At 52.0% G+C, this 13,779-nt stretch carries 15 protein-coding genes; 13 read left to right on the top strand and 2 right to left on the bottom strand.

The window, feature by feature from the left end; genetic code table 11:
• Positions 1–5: 5 nt before the first annotated feature.
• From aspS to HEQ50_RS01120, 8 genes are all read left to right on the top strand, one after another.
• Positions 6–1,796: an aspartate--tRNA ligase gene (gene aspS, locus HEQ50_RS01155; RefSeq protein WP_168898682.1), complete on the top strand. Its 1,791-nt coding sequence runs from the start codon at positions 6–8 to the stop codon at positions 1,794–1,796.
• 162 nt (positions 1,797–1,958) lie between these two features.
• Entirely contained in the window at positions 1,959–2,441 is a 483-nt protein-coding gene (locus tag HEQ50_RS01150) for a hypothetical protein (RefSeq protein ID WP_168898632.1), read from the top strand.
• A 104-nt stretch (positions 2,442–2,545) separates the two neighbouring features.
• Entirely contained in the window at positions 2,546–3,076 is a 531-nt protein-coding gene (gene msrA / locus HEQ50_RS01145) for a peptide-methionine (S)-S-oxide reductase MsrA (protein WP_168898631.1), read from the top strand.
• Between the two features lie 113 nt (positions 3,077–3,189).
• Entirely contained in the window at positions 3,190–4,065 is an 876-nt protein-coding gene (locus tag HEQ50_RS01140; RefSeq protein WP_168898630.1) for a YitT family protein, read from the top strand.
• A 316-nt stretch (positions 4,066–4,381) separates the two neighbouring features.
• Positions 4,382–5,497, top strand: coding sequence for a CDP-glycerol glycerophosphotransferase family protein (locus tag HEQ50_RS01135; RefSeq protein ID WP_211089151.1), 1,116 nt, complete (start codon positions 4,382–4,384; stop codon positions 5,495–5,497).
• A 35-nt stretch (positions 5,498–5,532) separates the two neighbouring features.
• Positions 5,533–6,342 (top strand): ABC transporter permease, encoded by an 810-nt coding sequence (locus HEQ50_RS01130; RefSeq protein ID WP_168898628.1) that lies wholly within the window; start codon positions 5,533–5,535, stop codon positions 6,340–6,342.
• 19 nt (positions 6,343–6,361) lie between these two features.
• Positions 6,362–7,588: a CDP-glycerol glycerophosphotransferase family protein gene (locus tag HEQ50_RS01125; RefSeq protein ID WP_168898627.1), complete on the top strand. Its 1,227-nt coding sequence runs from the start codon at positions 6,362–6,364 to the stop codon at positions 7,586–7,588.
• Positions 7,585–8,517 (top strand): deoxyribonuclease IV, encoded by a 933-nt coding sequence (locus HEQ50_RS01120; protein WP_168898626.1) that lies wholly within the window; start codon positions 7,585–7,587, stop codon positions 8,515–8,517. Before HEQ50_RS01125 ends, HEQ50_RS01120 begins: the two co-directional genes overlap by 4 nt.
• Before the next feature lie 125 nt (positions 8,518–8,642).
• On the opposite strand, the gene HEQ50_RS01115 is transcribed toward HEQ50_RS01120, so the two are convergent.
• The gene (locus tag HEQ50_RS01115; protein WP_168898625.1) at positions 8,643–9,470 is read right to left on the bottom strand and encodes a pyruvate, water dikinase regulatory protein; all 828 of its coding nucleotides are present in this window, start codon (positions 9,468–9,470) and stop codon (positions 8,643–8,645) included.
• A gap of 192 nt (positions 9,471–9,662) precedes the next feature.
• Here HEQ50_RS01115 and rpsU point away from each other — a divergent pair, with 192 nt between their 5' ends.
• On the top strand, positions 9,663–9,851 hold the full coding sequence (rpsU, locus tag HEQ50_RS01110; protein ID WP_011667518.1) for a 30S ribosomal protein S21: 189 nt from the start codon (positions 9,663–9,665) through the stop codon (positions 9,849–9,851).
• Positions 9,852–9,930: 79 nt separating this feature from the next.
• Here rpsU and HEQ50_RS01105 read toward each other — a convergent pair whose 3' ends face one another.
• Positions 9,931–10,947 (bottom strand): zinc-binding alcohol dehydrogenase family protein, encoded by a 1,017-nt coding sequence (locus tag HEQ50_RS01105; RefSeq protein WP_168898681.1) that lies wholly within the window; start codon positions 10,945–10,947, stop codon positions 9,931–9,933.
• Positions 10,948–11,154: 207 nt separating this feature from the next.
• Between HEQ50_RS01105 and HEQ50_RS01100 the strand changes: the two genes are divergently transcribed.
• The 4 genes from HEQ50_RS01100 (at position 11,155) to HEQ50_RS01085 (ending at position 13,772) form a co-directional block, all read left to right on the top strand.
• A complete protein-coding gene (locus HEQ50_RS01100) occupies positions 11,155–11,601 on the top strand; it encodes a GatB/YqeY domain-containing protein (RefSeq protein WP_168898624.1) in 447 nt (148 codons plus the stop codon).
• A gap of 314 nt (positions 11,602–11,915) precedes the next feature.
• Positions 11,916–12,902: a PhoH family protein gene (locus HEQ50_RS01095; RefSeq protein WP_168898623.1), complete on the top strand. Its 987-nt coding sequence runs from the start codon at positions 11,916–11,918 to the stop codon at positions 12,900–12,902.
• Positions 12,902–13,390 carry an rRNA maturation RNase YbeY gene (gene ybeY, locus HEQ50_RS01090; protein WP_168898622.1) on the top strand — a complete coding sequence of 163 codons (489 nt, stop codon included), beginning with the start codon at positions 12,902–12,904 and terminating at the stop codon, positions 13,388–13,390. Before HEQ50_RS01095 ends, ybeY begins: the two co-directional genes overlap by 1 nt.
• A complete protein-coding gene (locus HEQ50_RS01085; RefSeq protein WP_168898621.1) occupies positions 13,368–13,772 on the top strand; it encodes a diacylglycerol kinase family protein in 405 nt (134 codons plus the stop codon). The genes ybeY and HEQ50_RS01085 overlap by 23 nt, the downstream gene beginning before the upstream one ends.
• Positions 13,773–13,779: the final 7 nt, after the last annotated feature.

The following is a 13,779-nucleotide window of genomic DNA, read 5'->3' as shown; positions in this document are numbered from 1 at the left end:
AGAATTTGAAACGTACCACGTATGCCGGCTTAGTCGATGAACAATATCTCGACCAAACCGTTGTGTTAAAGGGTTGGGTGCAAAAGCGCCGGGACCTCGGTAGCCTGATCTTCATCGATCTGCGCGATCGTGAAGGCATCGTTCAATTGGTCTTCAGTGAAGAATACGGTGAGGACGCCTTGGCCGTTGCCGACCAATTACGGAGCGAATACGTCATTGAGATCCAAGGGAAGGTCGTTGCGCGGGCGCCTAAGGAAATCAATTCAGATATGCGGACGGGTAAGGTTGAAGTCCGGGTCACCGGCATCAACCTACTGAACAAGTCCAAGGAATTACCTTTTGAAATTAAGGATGGCGTGAATGCTTCCGATGACTTACGCCTTCAATACCGGTACCTAGACTTGCGCCGGCCAGAAATGCAAAAGTCCTTAATGCTACGTAACCGGATCGTGCAATCCGTGCACAGTTACTTCGATAAGAACGGGTTTATCGACATTGAAACGCCGGATTTGACCAAGTCTACGCCTGAAGGGGCGCGGGATTACCTGGTTCCTTCACGGATCTACCCCGGCCACTTCTACGCCTTGCCACAATCACCCCAATTGTTTAAGCAACTGCTGATGGGGTCCGGCTTTGACCGGTACTACCAAATCGCCCGGTGCTTCCGTGACGAAGACTTACGGGGCGACCGTCAACCTGAATTCACGCAGATTGACTTGGAAACGTCCTTCCTGACGGCCGAAGAAATCCAAGACCTGACTGAAGGCCTGATTGCCAAGGTCATGAAGGATACGCTGAACGTTGACGTGAAATTGCCATTCGAACGGATGGATTGGGATGACTCCATGGCCCGCTTTGGGACCGACCAACCGGATGTCCGGTTCGGCATGGAATTAAAGGATCTGTCTGCTATCATGGCCAATACCGACTTCAAGGTCTTCTCTGGCGCCGTAGCCAACGGTGGTCAAGTTAAGGCCATTGCCGTTCCTGGTGGTGCCGACAAGTACAGCCGGAAGGACATCGACAAGTACGGTCAATACGTAGAACGCTTCGGCGCCAAGGGCTTGGCCTGGATGAAGGTCACCGATGACGGCTTCAGCGGTCCAATCGCGAAGTTCTTCAAGGAAGGCGACTGGTTCGACCAAATCACGGCCGCTACCGGCGCCAAGAGTGGCGACTTACTGTTGTTTGCTGCCGACTCCAAGCGTGTGGTTGCCCAGACCTTAGGTTACCTGCGGGTTGCCATTGCTAAGGAACAAGACATGATTGATCAAAACAAGTGGGCCTTCCTATGGATCGTCAACTGGCCGCTGTTCGACTACGATGTCGATCTCGAACGTTGGGTCCCAGCGCACCATCCATTCACGATGCCAGCCGAGGGGGATGCGCATTACTTAAACGATGGCGAAGACCCGCACAAGGCCTACGCCCAAAGTTATGACATCATCTTGAACGGTTTGGAACTCGGTGGGGGATCGATCCGGATTCACACCCGCGAACTACAGATGAAGATGTTGAAGGCCTTAGGCTTTACGCCGGAACGGGCCGAAAAGCAATTTGGCTTCCTCCTGAAAGCCTTAGATTACGGTTTCCCGCCTCATGGTGGTCTGGCCATTGGGTTGGATCGTTTCGCCCGCTTGCTGGCTAAGCGGGACAACATTCGTGACGTGATTGCCTTCCCTAAGAATTCGAAGGCCACGGAACCAATGACCGAAGCGCCAACGACAGTTGCGGACAAGCAATTGCTTGATCTGGACCTCTTGATTGCGAAAAAAGAAGAAACGGATCAAGATTAATTTAAGTCTCAGAAAGCGTCAACTGCAGATGCGGTTGACGCTTTTTGATTACCCTGAAAGTCGTTGCCGGTCAAGGGACGGATGGACACTTGACTTTTTCTCATAAAGTTTTAATATTTTAAATAATACTTGGCGAATGGGATGTAAGAAGGGGGGGTGACGATGAAACGCAGCACGATAGGTGGCTACCTAAGGGGATTACTTAAGGGAAGCCTCGCCCTGCTAATCCTGCTGACGTGGGGCCTCGAACACAAACAAACGGGCTGGTCGCTCACCCTGACGCCGTTGAGCTACTGGGCCATTGGAAGTTGGCTGGTGGGCTATCCGGGACTTCGGCAACGTTATGCGGGGGTGTTTGGTAAAGATGATGAATCGTTTGTGTCCTACAAGAAACGGGCGTTAACCCTGCACCACCAAGATATTGCCAGTGGTCACAAGGGACGCCGTTGGACCACCAATGGTGTGGCTGTCAACCCGTGGGCGTACACCCAGAGCAACATGCAGAGCACCGATGAAATTTTGAATCCAATTTATCTCTGGTGCGAGCATCTTTGGCTGAGCCTTTTGCTGATCATCGCGGGACCGTTATTGATTATCGGCATACTGAGCCTGCGTGTCGTTCGGGCTTGGCGTCATCGTCAGTAATTGGGGACTGCAATGGCTGACTCTTAGGCAGATGCAGTTAGCGGCCCTTGACGCCGTCCGCTAAAAGGCGTTCAATTGAAATATTAGAAAATGGAGTGATCAACATGAGTAAGCAAATTGACACCGCCACATTTGCCGGCGGTTGTTTCTGGTGCATGGTAAAACCCTTTGATACTTTTCCGGGGATCGTGAAGGTTCTCTCGGGGTACACGGGCGGTACCGTCACCAATCCGACCTATGAACAGGTTAAGCGTCAGACGACCGGGCACACTGAAGCGGTTAAGATCTGGTTTGACCCCAGCGTGGTGACGTACGACCAGTTAGTTACGTTATATTGGCAACAGACCGACCCAACGGATGATGCCGGTCAATTCCAAGATCGTGGGTCCAATTATCGACCAGTGATCTTCGTCAATAGTGCGGCCCAAGCGGCGATTGCCGCGGCCTCTAAGGCGGCTTTACAGGCGCGTGAACAGTTCGATAAGCCTATTGTGACGCGGATTCAGGTCGTCCAACCCTTCTTTGTCGCCGAGGAACGGCATCAGCAGTTCTACAAGAAGCAGGCCGCACGGTTCGAAGAAGAGGAGGCCGGTGGGCGCGCCGACTTTATCAACCAGCACTGGCAGAATCATTAGAAGTCGCTAAAAGATACGCATTGCCGTGGCCGTCAACCGGGATAAATGCTATACTAAGCCGAGCATAGTATGAAATATGGCAAATGAAAGTAAGCGAGGTTGGGGTTTAAATCATGGATGATGTGCAGCAGTTGTTGAAACGGCATACCTATACGGCGAAGTTTTCGGTTGCGTTCTTTTATGGCGTTTTGGTATCGATTGCGGTGAACTTTTTCTGGACACCGGGACATATTTATTCGTCCGGTGTGACGGGGTTAGCGCAATTGGTGAACAGTTTGACGGCGGGGCTAGGAACGTTTCACATCTCCACGGCCCTCGGGTTGTTTCTGATTAACATTCCGATGTTTATCTTGGCCTGGAAGCAAATTGGCAAGTCCTTTACCGTTTTTACGTTTATCTGTGTTCTGTTCGCGTCAGTTATGATCCGATTCATTCAACCCGTCCATCTCACCAGTGATCCAATTATTTGTGCGATCTTCGGGGGTGCGGTCAACGGCTTTGGGACCGGTTTTGCCCTCAAAAACGGCATCTCAACCGGTGGTCTGGATATTATTGGCATTGTGTTGCGGCGTAAAACGGGCCGGAGCATGGGGACGATCAACATTGCCTTTAACAGTCTGATCGTCATCAGTGCCGGCTTTGTCTACGGTTGGCCGTATGCGTTGTATTCAGCGTTAGGGTTGTTCGTCAACGCCAAGGTCATCGACATGACGTTTACGCGGCAGCAACGCATGCAGGTCATGGTCATTACCGACCGGCCCAAGACCGTGATTGATAGCATTCAAAACCATATGCGGCGGGGAATCACCATTGTCCACGGCGCAGAAGGGGCCTATCGTCACGATGAAAAAACGATTTTATTTACGGTCATTACCCGTTATGAAATGGATGAATTGGAAGTTGCCATGGAGGAGTCCGATCCGCACGCGTTTGTGAGCATCTCGGATACGATTAAGGTATTGGGACACTTCTATGAGCCAAAATGGTAATCGTGGTACAGCGATGTGGGTGTGAGCCCCATCGCTGTATTTATTTGGGCTAAATGGGGTCCTCACTTATTACTAATGTAATTTTGGCCGTTTTTGTTGCAGCTTTTTTAAATGATAGGCAAGGTTGGTTGTGTTTTCCCCAGTTAGACCGGAGATCAACCGGCTCAGTGCCGGGATTACCGACCATTTCTTAAAGGTTCTTAAATTTCTCTAGGTTCCCGGCGGAGATGTGGTATAATTCTCGGTGTTATGGACAGCGAAAATAAGTGATATTGGTGATAGCGTGAAAGATATTTATTTGTGGTTAATCCGATTGATGTCGGGGGTGTGTGGTTGGCGGCGACAACGTCGGTTTGTCTACCTCATGAGCTTTGGCGACAATCTGGCGTTTATCCGGGCACTCGCCCAAGCGTCACCGACGACGCAACCGTTAGTCGTCTTTTACCGACCGCAACAGGAACGGGCGGCGCAGCGTTTGGCGCGGTCCGGGATTGATGTGCGGCCGTTTCGCGACAATCTTCGGTTTGTCCTCAAGGGCATTCCCGTGATTATGCGTGCGCGGGTCCTGTTCTGTGATAACTACTACGCGTTTTTGGGTGGCTTGGTTCATCCCCGACGGATGCGGATCGTGCAGGTCTGGCATGCGGCAGGCGCCATTAAACGCTTTGGTTGGGACGATCCGACCACGGCGCAGCGGTCGGTGAGTGACCAGCGACGATTCCAGGCGGTATATGACCACTTTGATGAATACGTCGTGGGGTCGCCCGCCATGGCGCGCGTCTTTGCCCGGAGTTATCGGGTGCCCTTGGACCGTATGCAGGTACTGGGGTATCCGCGCTCGGATCGGTACTTAGATCCGCAGTGGCAACGTCTGTCACGTGAAGCCGTGGTGGAAGCGGCACCTGAATTGAAGGATCAGCGCGTGATTTTATACGCCCCGACCTACCGTGAGGGTGTGACCTTCACCCCGCCGGCCGGTTTGGCTGCCGCGTTGACGGCCGATCCGACTGCCAAAGTGGTGGTGAAGGTACATCCAGCGCTGCGGGACAGTGCTCAGGCGCTTCAGGCGCAGTTGGGACAGCAGGTGGTGGTCACCGAGTCACTTAGCACCACTGACCTGTTGAACGTCGCGGAGACGGTGGTAACGGACTATTCCTCCGTTGCGTTTGACTACAGTCTGGTACCCAATGCCCACAGTCTTCTGTTCTTCCTATTCGATCTGGACGACTACCGGCGCGATCCGGGTGTCCAACCGGATCTGGAAGAGTGGTTACCGGGGCCAATCATTAAGACGACTGCGCAGTTGGCGGCGGCCATTAAAGCCGATGCGCCAACTGATCTGACGCAGTTTAACCAACGGTGGAATTCCGCCAACGATGGTGCAGCAACCCAACGCGTTGTGGACCGCTATGCGGCACTACTCGCAAAGTAAGCATCAGCGATTAAAATTTAAAGGAGTGCAGTGCCTTGAAAGAGGTCATGACCTTATTCAAAGAACAGGTCTCGAGCATTGGAATCATTTTTCGGATTTCACGCTACGAAGACCAAGCAAGTTATCAGAGCCATTACTTAGGTTTAATGTGGGAGTACTTATATCCCTTGATTCAAATTGGGATTTACTGGTTAGTCTTCGGTGTCGGCTTGAAGCACGGCCAACCGATTAGCGGTGTGGGCTACCTGCCTTGGATGGTCATTGGGATCTCACCATGGTTCTTCATGAACCGGGCCACGTTGGACGGATCAAAGAGTATCTACCAACGGGTTAATATGGTGGCAAAGATGAAGTTTCCTGTCTCCGCACTACCCACGATTAAGATTGTCAGCAATCTGAGTTCCTTCTGGACCATGATGGTCTTCACCATCTTCATCGGTCTGTTAAACGGGGTTTATCCCAAGATTGCGTGGTTCCAGTGGATCTACTACTTCTTTGCGATGATCTGCTTATTGGTCGCTTTGGGCATCTTCAACTCTTGTATCAGTGTGCTGGTGCGTGACTACCACATCCTCTTACAATCCGTGATGCGGATGTTGTTCTACGTGTCCGGGGTGCTGTTTAACTTCGTGACGCCGTCGTTTCCTACGCCCTTCATTCACTTACTCGAATTGAACCCGTATTACTACATTGTGGCGGGTTTCCGGGAATCCTTCCTGGGGACCGGTTGGTTCTGGGATAAGCCAATGTTGACATTGGAATTCTGGCTGTTCGTGTTCTTCTTACTGCTCGTGGGTTCCCACTTGCACTACAAGTTCCGGTCACGTTTTGTTGATTTAATCTAATTGAAAGGAGCAACCTCAAATGGCGAACGGTTTACGAAAAATCACGCAGTCATTGAAGCTAGTTGCTCGCTATGGGCTCATCGTGATGAACGATGGGCTTATTTGTTTACCGATTAAACGGCGACTAGTGATGTTTGAAAGTTTTAATGGCAAGGATGTTAATGATAATCCGGCGGCAATCTACCGGGCGTTAGTCGCGGCCGATCCGCGTTACCGGAAGACGGCGTACTTTAGCGTTAAGCCGCGGACGTATGCGGCCTTGAAGGCCCGTTATCCGGATGTTCAGTTAGTTAAGCGATTCACGCCCAAATGGGTCTGGCTGATGGCCCGCGCCCAGTACTGGGTGTTGAATTCACGGCTACCCAATTGGTGGCGACCCAATCGTCGAACCCGGACGATTCAGACCTGGCATGGCACACCGCTGAAGAAGTTAGGGGCAGATATTGAACACGTTGCGATTCCTGGGACGAGCACGGCGGACTATCACCAACAATTCGTGACGGCTTCGTCACGCTGGGACTATCTGATCGCCCCGAACCAGTATTCACGTGATATTTTTAAACGGGCGTTTGGTTATCGCGGGCACTTCCTGGCGATTGGCTATCCGCGCAACGATGTGTTGTACACGGACGATCGCCCCGAGAAGATTGCGGCGTTGCGTCAACGTTTGCTGGGGAAGGTAACTGGGCCTGTTGTGACCTACGCGCCGACCTGGCGAGACGATATGGCGGTGCGGCCCGGCGTCTATCGCTTCGATCTGCCGTTTGATTTGGGGGCCTTTTTCGAACACGTACCGGCGGGAACGCGGTTGATTATTCGGCCGCACTATCTGGTCAAGGATGCCGTGGATATTCGCGGTTATGAGGACCGGGTGACGATATTGGCCGACACCGATATTGCCGAGCTCTATTTGGTGACGGATCTGTTGATTACCGACTATTCCTCGGTGATGTTTGACTTCGCCAATCTCAAGCGGCCGCAGTTGTTCTTTGCCTATGATTTGGCCCATTATCGTGATCAATTGCGGGGCTTTTATTTTGACTATCAAAAAGAAATCCCGGGCCCCCTGGTGACCACCGCGTCGGCCTTCTACCAACAACTGGATGAATGGCAGCGACAAGGCGGTTTTCCGGCTTATCAGCAACAACAAGCGGACTTTTACCAGAAGTTTTGTTCCTGGGAAGATGGGACGGCGAGTCAACAGGTGGCCCGCTTAATCATGAGTGGAAAGGATGAAGGCCAATGACAGAATTCTTGATTGGATCGCATGTCAGCATGAAGGGCAAAGAGATGTTCCTGGGATCGGCGAAGGAGGCGGCCCAGTACGGTGAAAACGTCTTTATGATTTATACCGGGGCGCCACAAAATACGCGTCGTAAGCCAATCGATGAGCTTAACATCCCGGCTGGCCGGCAATTCATGGCCGATCACAAGCAACGCGCCGTGGTCATTCATGCGCCTTACGTGGTGAATCTAGGCAATACCACGAAGCCCCAGAACTATGCCTTTGCCGTGGAATTCTTGACGGCCGAGGTTAAACGGGCAGCGGCCCTGGGTGCCACGCAGATCGTTCTTCATCCGGGCGCCCACGTGGGGGCCGGGCCGGATGCGGCCATTGCTCAGATTGCGCAGGGCCTCGATGAAATTCTGGCAGCGGCCGATGAGCCGGTGCAGATTGCCTTGGAAACGATGGCGGGCAAGGGGACTGAAGTCGGGCGGACCTTCGAAGAGCTGGCGGCCATCATGGCGGCGACTACGGCCAACGACCGGTTGTCGGTCTGCTTTGATACTTGTCATACCAGTGATGCCGGCTACGCCATTGGCACGGATTTTGACGGCGTCTTGAACGAATTCGACCACGTAATTGGGTTGGATAAACTCAAGGTCATCCACCTGAACGATTCGAAAAATCCGCAGGGCAGCCATAAGGACCGGCACACCAATATTGGACTGGGCACGCTGGGCTTCGACGTGTTAAATCACGTGGCCCATCATCCCCAACTCACTGCGGTGCCCAAGATCATGGAGACGCCGGTGATTGGGCCCGACCGCAAGCATGGGGTTAACCCGCAAGGCTATGAGGTGGCCATGCTCAAACACCAACGGTTCAATCCAGACTTAGTCGCCGATGTCTTGGCGGCAAACCCGGTGGATGCCTATCTGACGCGAAATTAACGCCGTTACTTGAGGGCTTAACCGGATTAAAGAGATTAAAAAAATCAGGAGCCCCGAGATGGGGGTCCTGATTTTTTGAGCGCGTTTCAGTGGCTGGACTAAGGACTAAGCGACCGAAATGGGGATTAATCCGTCAGAGAGTGTGGAATCAAGTCGTAATCCACACTTTCCATAATCAACGTGGCCGTTTCTTCGATGGACTTGTTGGACACGTCAATCACGAGGCAGCCAATCTTCTTATAGATCTTCTGCGCATAGGCCAACTCCTCGCTAATCTTCTGGGTGTCGGAATAAGCACTGTCGGCAGGGAGACCATAGGAAATCATGCGTTCCTGGCGAATCTTGCGGAGCGACTCGGGTTTGTTGGTCAGGCCAAAGATCCGTTTGGGGTCGACCTGCCACAATTCATTCGGAACCTGTGTGGTTGGCCCCAGTGGTAGGTTAGCAACGCGCAGATTCCGGTTGGCTAAGAAGAGGGACAGTGGGGTCTTGGAAGTCCGCGACACCCCGAGAATCACGATATCGGCTTTTAGGAGGCCGGTCGGGTCCTTGCCGTCGTCGTAGGTGACCGCAAATTCCATGGCGGCGATCCGGTCGAAATAGGTGTCATTTAAGTTGTGTACCAGACCGGGAACGCCCTCGGGGGTTAGCCCCGTTGCGCGTTGCATGACGCCCATGGCGGGTTGGATGCAGTCGAACTGTTGAAGCTGGTTGGTGGTCGCAAACTCCCGGACCTTTTTGCTCAACGTGGCATTCACCAAGGTGTGGAAGATCATTGCCCGTTGTTTCTTCGCTAAGTTTAAGATACCATCGAGAATGGAATCGGTTTGAATAAAAGGAAAACGCTGATAGCTGGCTTGCACGGTGGGAAACTGCGATACGGCGGTCTGGGCCACGGTTAACGCGGTTTCCCCGGAAGAATCGGAAATAATAAAGATCGTAATCTGCGGCATAGCGAGCAACTCCTCTGACGTATTTTATGGGTGATTACTCTTAGTTTACCCCCGCCGATAAAACGGTTCAAATTTATTTACCTGCGTTATTGACGCCGTTTGGATGATTATGTATAATAGTTAAGAACCGTTACGCCGGTGGTAAAAAGCTAACCGGCGTTATTACTTGTGCTCGGAGGGAGGGAATTTTATATGGCAAAGACAGTCGTTCGCAAAAACGAGTCTTTTGACGACGCTCTTCGGCGCTTCAAACGTACGGTTTCCCGTAGCGGTACTTTACAAGAATACCGTAAACGTGAATTTTACGAAAAACCAAGTGTGAAGAAAAAGTTAAAATCAGAAGCTGCGCGTAAGCGTAAAGCCAAGAAGAAGCGTTTCTAAGCTCTTTTTGCAATTTAACGCAAAAGCCGCTGACCTGGATGGGTCAGCGGCTTTTTGTATACTTTGCGTAAAAAAGGTTTTAGTTGGTTAAAACAACCTTCCCAATCATCCGGTTAGCCTCAACCAGAGTGTGTGCGGCCCGCAGATTGGCGGCATTGATCGGCGTGAAGATCTTAGTCATCGTGGATTGGAGTTGACCACCGTCTAACAACTCACGAATCTTTTCCAGGGTTTCGTGCTGGCTAATCATGTCCGGCGTTTCGAAGAATGACTTGGTGTACATCCATTCCCAGGCGAAGGTGGCCCGCTTTTGTTTGAGCGCCCGTAAGTCAATGGGGTGGTCGTTGCCCGTGATGGAAACGATGTGACCGCTGGGCTTGATTAAGGCGACGATTTCGTCCCAGTGCTGGTTGAGATTACTCAGCTCTAAAATATAATCGACAGTTGGGTAGCCCAACGCGTGCACTTCATCGACGAGATTCTTCCGGTGATTGGCCACCGCGTCCGCCCCGTGAGCTTGGGTCCACGCAATCGTCTCGGGGCGTGAGGCCGTTGCAATGACGGTCAGGCCGGCCAAATGTGCCAGTTGGGTAGCCGTGGACCCTACACCACCGGCCCCATTGATGATGAGGATGGTCTTGCCGCGATTGGCCGCAACGTCTTCAAAGCGAATCGGTAGTTGCTCAAAAAGGGCTTCCCAGGCGGTCAGCGACGTCAACGGCATCGCCGCACTCTCGGCCGGACTGAGTGTGGTTGGCGCGTGACCCACCAGGCGTTCGTCCACCAGCTGGTATTCACTGTCCGTTCCCGGGCGTTTAAACGAACCGGCGTAAAAGACCTGGTCACCGGGCTGAAACAGGCTGACGTCCGCGCCCACGGCCGTTACGGTGCCATAGGCGTCCCAGCCGATGACTTTGGGTGTTGCCAGGGTTCCGACCGTTCCGCGCCGAACACCGGTGTCAACGGGATTCACCGAAGTGGCCTGAACATTGACGAGGAGGTCATGACCGGTGGGCGTCGGCTGGGGTTCGAAGAACGTAAATAAACTCTTTTCATTTGCAATGGGTAAATTCTCTGTAAAACCAATGGCACGCATGTCTGGCATGGTAAGATTCCCCTTCCGTAATCATTGCATCACTGTTAGACTAGCGCATTCTGGTCAGAAAGACAATTCTACGGGGTCGATACTGGGTTGTTTTCGCGGTGACGGCCAGTCAAAGTGAGGACGTAAACAACTTCGGCTGACGTTTCGCTTAATTAGGTGTAAACTAAATGATAACCATATTTTTTAGGAGGAAACAAAATGAGTTTAGAAACCCAACTCAACACCGATTTAAAGACGGCCATGAAGGCTCACGACAAATTATCATTGAACGTGATTCGGATGATGAAGACCGCATTGACTAACGAAAAGGTTAAGCAAGGCCATGATCTGACACCAGATGAAGAATTGACGATTGTGTCGCGTGAATTGAAGCAACGCAAGGAATCCATGGAAGAATTTGCGAAGGGTAACCGGGACGACTTGGTAGAAGGCGTCAAGGCCGAGATTGCCATCGTTGAAGAGTACGCGCCTAAGCAAATGAGTGAAGACGAAATCACCAAGATCGTCGCTGACAGCATCGCGAAGGTGTCTGCCAGTGGCATGGGGGACTTTGGCAAGGTCATGGGTGTTGTGATGCCTCAGGTTAAGGGCAAGGCCGATGGGGCCATCGTCAACAAGACGGTTAAGGCCCAATTGAATAAATAAGTCTATGAAACGGGAGACTGGCCAATACGGGCAGTTTCCCGTTTTTAAGCCCAATTGGAGCGGCGTACGACGCACGGTAGAGCCGAAGACAGTGACGACCATCAGTTGACGACCCGACAAGTCGGGGCTATGAAATGGTCGAATTCCCTGGTTTTCGCGCTGAATCCTTTTACAATCCCCGGCAGTATGCTAAAATTTGACTATTGGACACACGCTGAGGGTGCCGTGGTGACTGGCCGGATTAAGGCGGCCCGTTGCGATGGGATGCACACGACGCTTGGCCGTTAATTTAAAAAATAAAGGAGCCACCGTATTTGACTGAAAATACAGCGATTGAAAAAGAATATATCTTGGCGCGGCCCGAAGACGAAGTTGCTTTACTGGGTGCCCAGGATCAGTTTGTCACCATCCTGGAAGAGGGCTTACAAGTGACGATCAAGCCCTTCGGTAATTCAATCAAAGTCTCTGGTGCTGCGGATGCAGTCGACCAAACGTTGGCTATTTTACGAAACTTGAGCGACTTATTGGCTAAGGGCATTAAACTCAATAGTGCCGACGTCATCAGTGCCATGAAGATGGCGGGCAAGGGAACGCTGACGTATTTTAAAGATTTTTACAACGAAACCCTGATCAAGGATGCCAAGGGCCGCGCTGTGCGGGTCAAAAACTTTGGCCAACGCCAGTATATTGATGCGATTAAGCATAACGACATTACGTTTGGTATTGGCCCAGCCGGGACGGGGAAGACTTTCCTGGCCGTGGTCATGGCCGTGGCCGCGCTCAAACGGGGGGATGTCGAGAAATTGATCATTACCCGGCCAGCCGTGGAAGCCGGTGAGAGTCTCGGCTTCCTGCCAGGGGACTTGAAGGAAAAGGTCGATCCTTACCTGCGCCCCATCTATGACGCGTTATACGCGATCTTAGGGGCGGAACATACCACCCGGTTGATGGATCGCGGGGTCATTGAAATTGCGCCGCTGGCCTACATGCGGGGCCGGACGCTGGAAGCGGCCTTCGTCATTTTGGATGAAGCCCAAAACACGACTAACATGCAGATGAAGATGTTCCTGACGCGGCTGGGCTTTGGCTCGAAGATGATCGTCAACGGGGATATCTCCCAGATTGACTTGCCACACAATGCCAAATCGGGGCTGATTCAGGCCCAGCACATTCTGCAAAACGTGGGCCACATTAAATTTGTGACCTTTAATGCCGACGATGTTGTCCGTCACCCGGTTGTGGCTAGCATCATCAACGCTTATGAAGCCAACGATACTAAACCAAATGGAGCTAAAAAATAATGGATTTAGAGATTTACGATAAGACCAAAGACGGCGTGCCAGCTAAGCATGTCGACCTCATTAAGGACGTTTTGGAGTATGCCGGTAAGTATTTAAAATTGGCCGAAAATACCGAGATGTCCGTCACCTTGATGAACAATGAAGATATCCACCGAATCAACAAACAATACCGCGGCGTCGACCGGGCCACTGATGTCATCAGTTTTGCGATCGAGGATGATGAGTCGGCGGACGATGATTTTCCGTTAGTCATGGACGAAGAAATGGCCGCCGAGATTCCAGAAAACATTGGCGACATTTTCGTTTCCATGGATAAGGTGGAAGAGCAGGCGGAATACTTGGGCCACTCCTACGAACGAGAACTTGGTTTTCTCGTGGTCCATGGCTTCCTGCACTTGAATGGGTATGACCATATGAAGCCAGAAGACGAGAAGGTCATGTTCAAGCTGCAAGCCGACATCTTAGATGCTTATGGCCTCAAGCGATAAGCAACAGAAACAGACCGGTAAAAACCGGGCATTTGTGCAGTCGCTGGGTCATGCGTGGGATGGCCTGCGGGCGCTATTTCACTATGAACGAAATTTTAGAAAGCATCTGGCGGTTGGTACGCTGGCCGTGATTGCCGGGATGGTCCTGCGGTTGACGCTCAACGAGTGGTTGTGGTTGGTACTGGCCATCTTTTTGGTACTGATTGCAGAAACACTCAATACGATCGTCGAGGCCGTGGTCGACCTCGTGGTGGGGACGACCTATCACGATCTCGCTAAGCGGGCCAAGGATGTCGCAGCGGGAGGCGTGCTCCTGGCCGCTATGTTTGCGGTCATCGTGGGTGCGCTAGTCATGCTACCGGCGTTAAGTCGTTGGTTCTAAGTGGAGG

Source organism: Lactobacillus sp. HBUAS51381, assembly GCF_012641095.1.
In the GTDB taxonomy this organism is placed as follows: Bacteria; Bacillota; Bacilli; order Lactobacillales; family Lactobacillaceae; genus Levilactobacillus.
The sequence above is the reverse complement of the archived record's forward strand: the minus strand, read 5'-3'. Positions and strand labels throughout refer to the sequence as shown.

What these genes read in the sequence shown, in the direction of transcription:
- HEQ50_RS01140 (WP_168898630.1), top strand. Translation starts at nt 3,190, where the DNA reads ATGGATGATGTGCAGCAGTTGTTGAAACGGCATACCTATACGGCGAAG.
- HEQ50_RS01115 (WP_168898625.1), bottom strand. Translation starts at nt 9,470, where the DNA reads ATGCCGCAGATTACGATCTTTATTATTTCCGATTCTTCCGGGGAAACC.
- HEQ50_RS01125 (WP_168898627.1), top strand. Translation starts at nt 6,362, where the DNA reads ATGGCGAACGGTTTACGAAAAATCACGCAGTCATTGAAGCTAGTTGCT.
- HEQ50_RS01085 (WP_168898621.1), top strand. Translation starts at nt 13,368, where the DNA reads ATGCTTATGGCCTCAAGCGATAAGCAACAGAAACAGACCGGTAAAAAC.
- HEQ50_RS01100 (WP_168898624.1), top strand. Translation starts at nt 11,155, where the DNA reads ATGAGTTTAGAAACCCAACTCAACACCGATTTAAAGACGGCCATGAAG.
- HEQ50_RS01120 (WP_168898626.1), top strand. Translation starts at nt 7,585, where the DNA reads ATGACAGAATTCTTGATTGGATCGCATGTCAGCATGAAGGGCAAAGAG.
- ybeY (WP_168898622.1), top strand. Translation starts at nt 12,902, where the DNA reads ATGGATTTAGAGATTTACGATAAGACCAAAGACGGCGTGCCAGCTAAG.
- rpsU (WP_011667518.1), top strand. Translation starts at nt 9,663, where the DNA reads ATGGCAAAGACAGTCGTTCGCAAAAACGAGTCTTTTGACGACGCTCTT.
- HEQ50_RS01150 (WP_168898632.1), top strand. Translation starts at nt 1,959, where the DNA reads ATGAAACGCAGCACGATAGGTGGCTACCTAAGGGGATTACTTAAGGGA.
- msrA (WP_168898631.1), top strand. Translation starts at nt 2,546, where the DNA reads ATGAGTAAGCAAATTGACACCGCCACATTTGCCGGCGGTTGTTTCTGG.
- HEQ50_RS01135 (WP_211089151.1), top strand. Translation starts at nt 4,382, where the DNA reads ATGTCGGGGGTGTGTGGTTGGCGGCGACAACGTCGGTTTGTCTACCTC.
- HEQ50_RS01105 (WP_168898681.1), bottom strand. Translation starts at nt 10,947, where the DNA reads ATGCGTGCCATTGGTTTTACAGAGAATTTACCCATTGCAAATGAAAAG.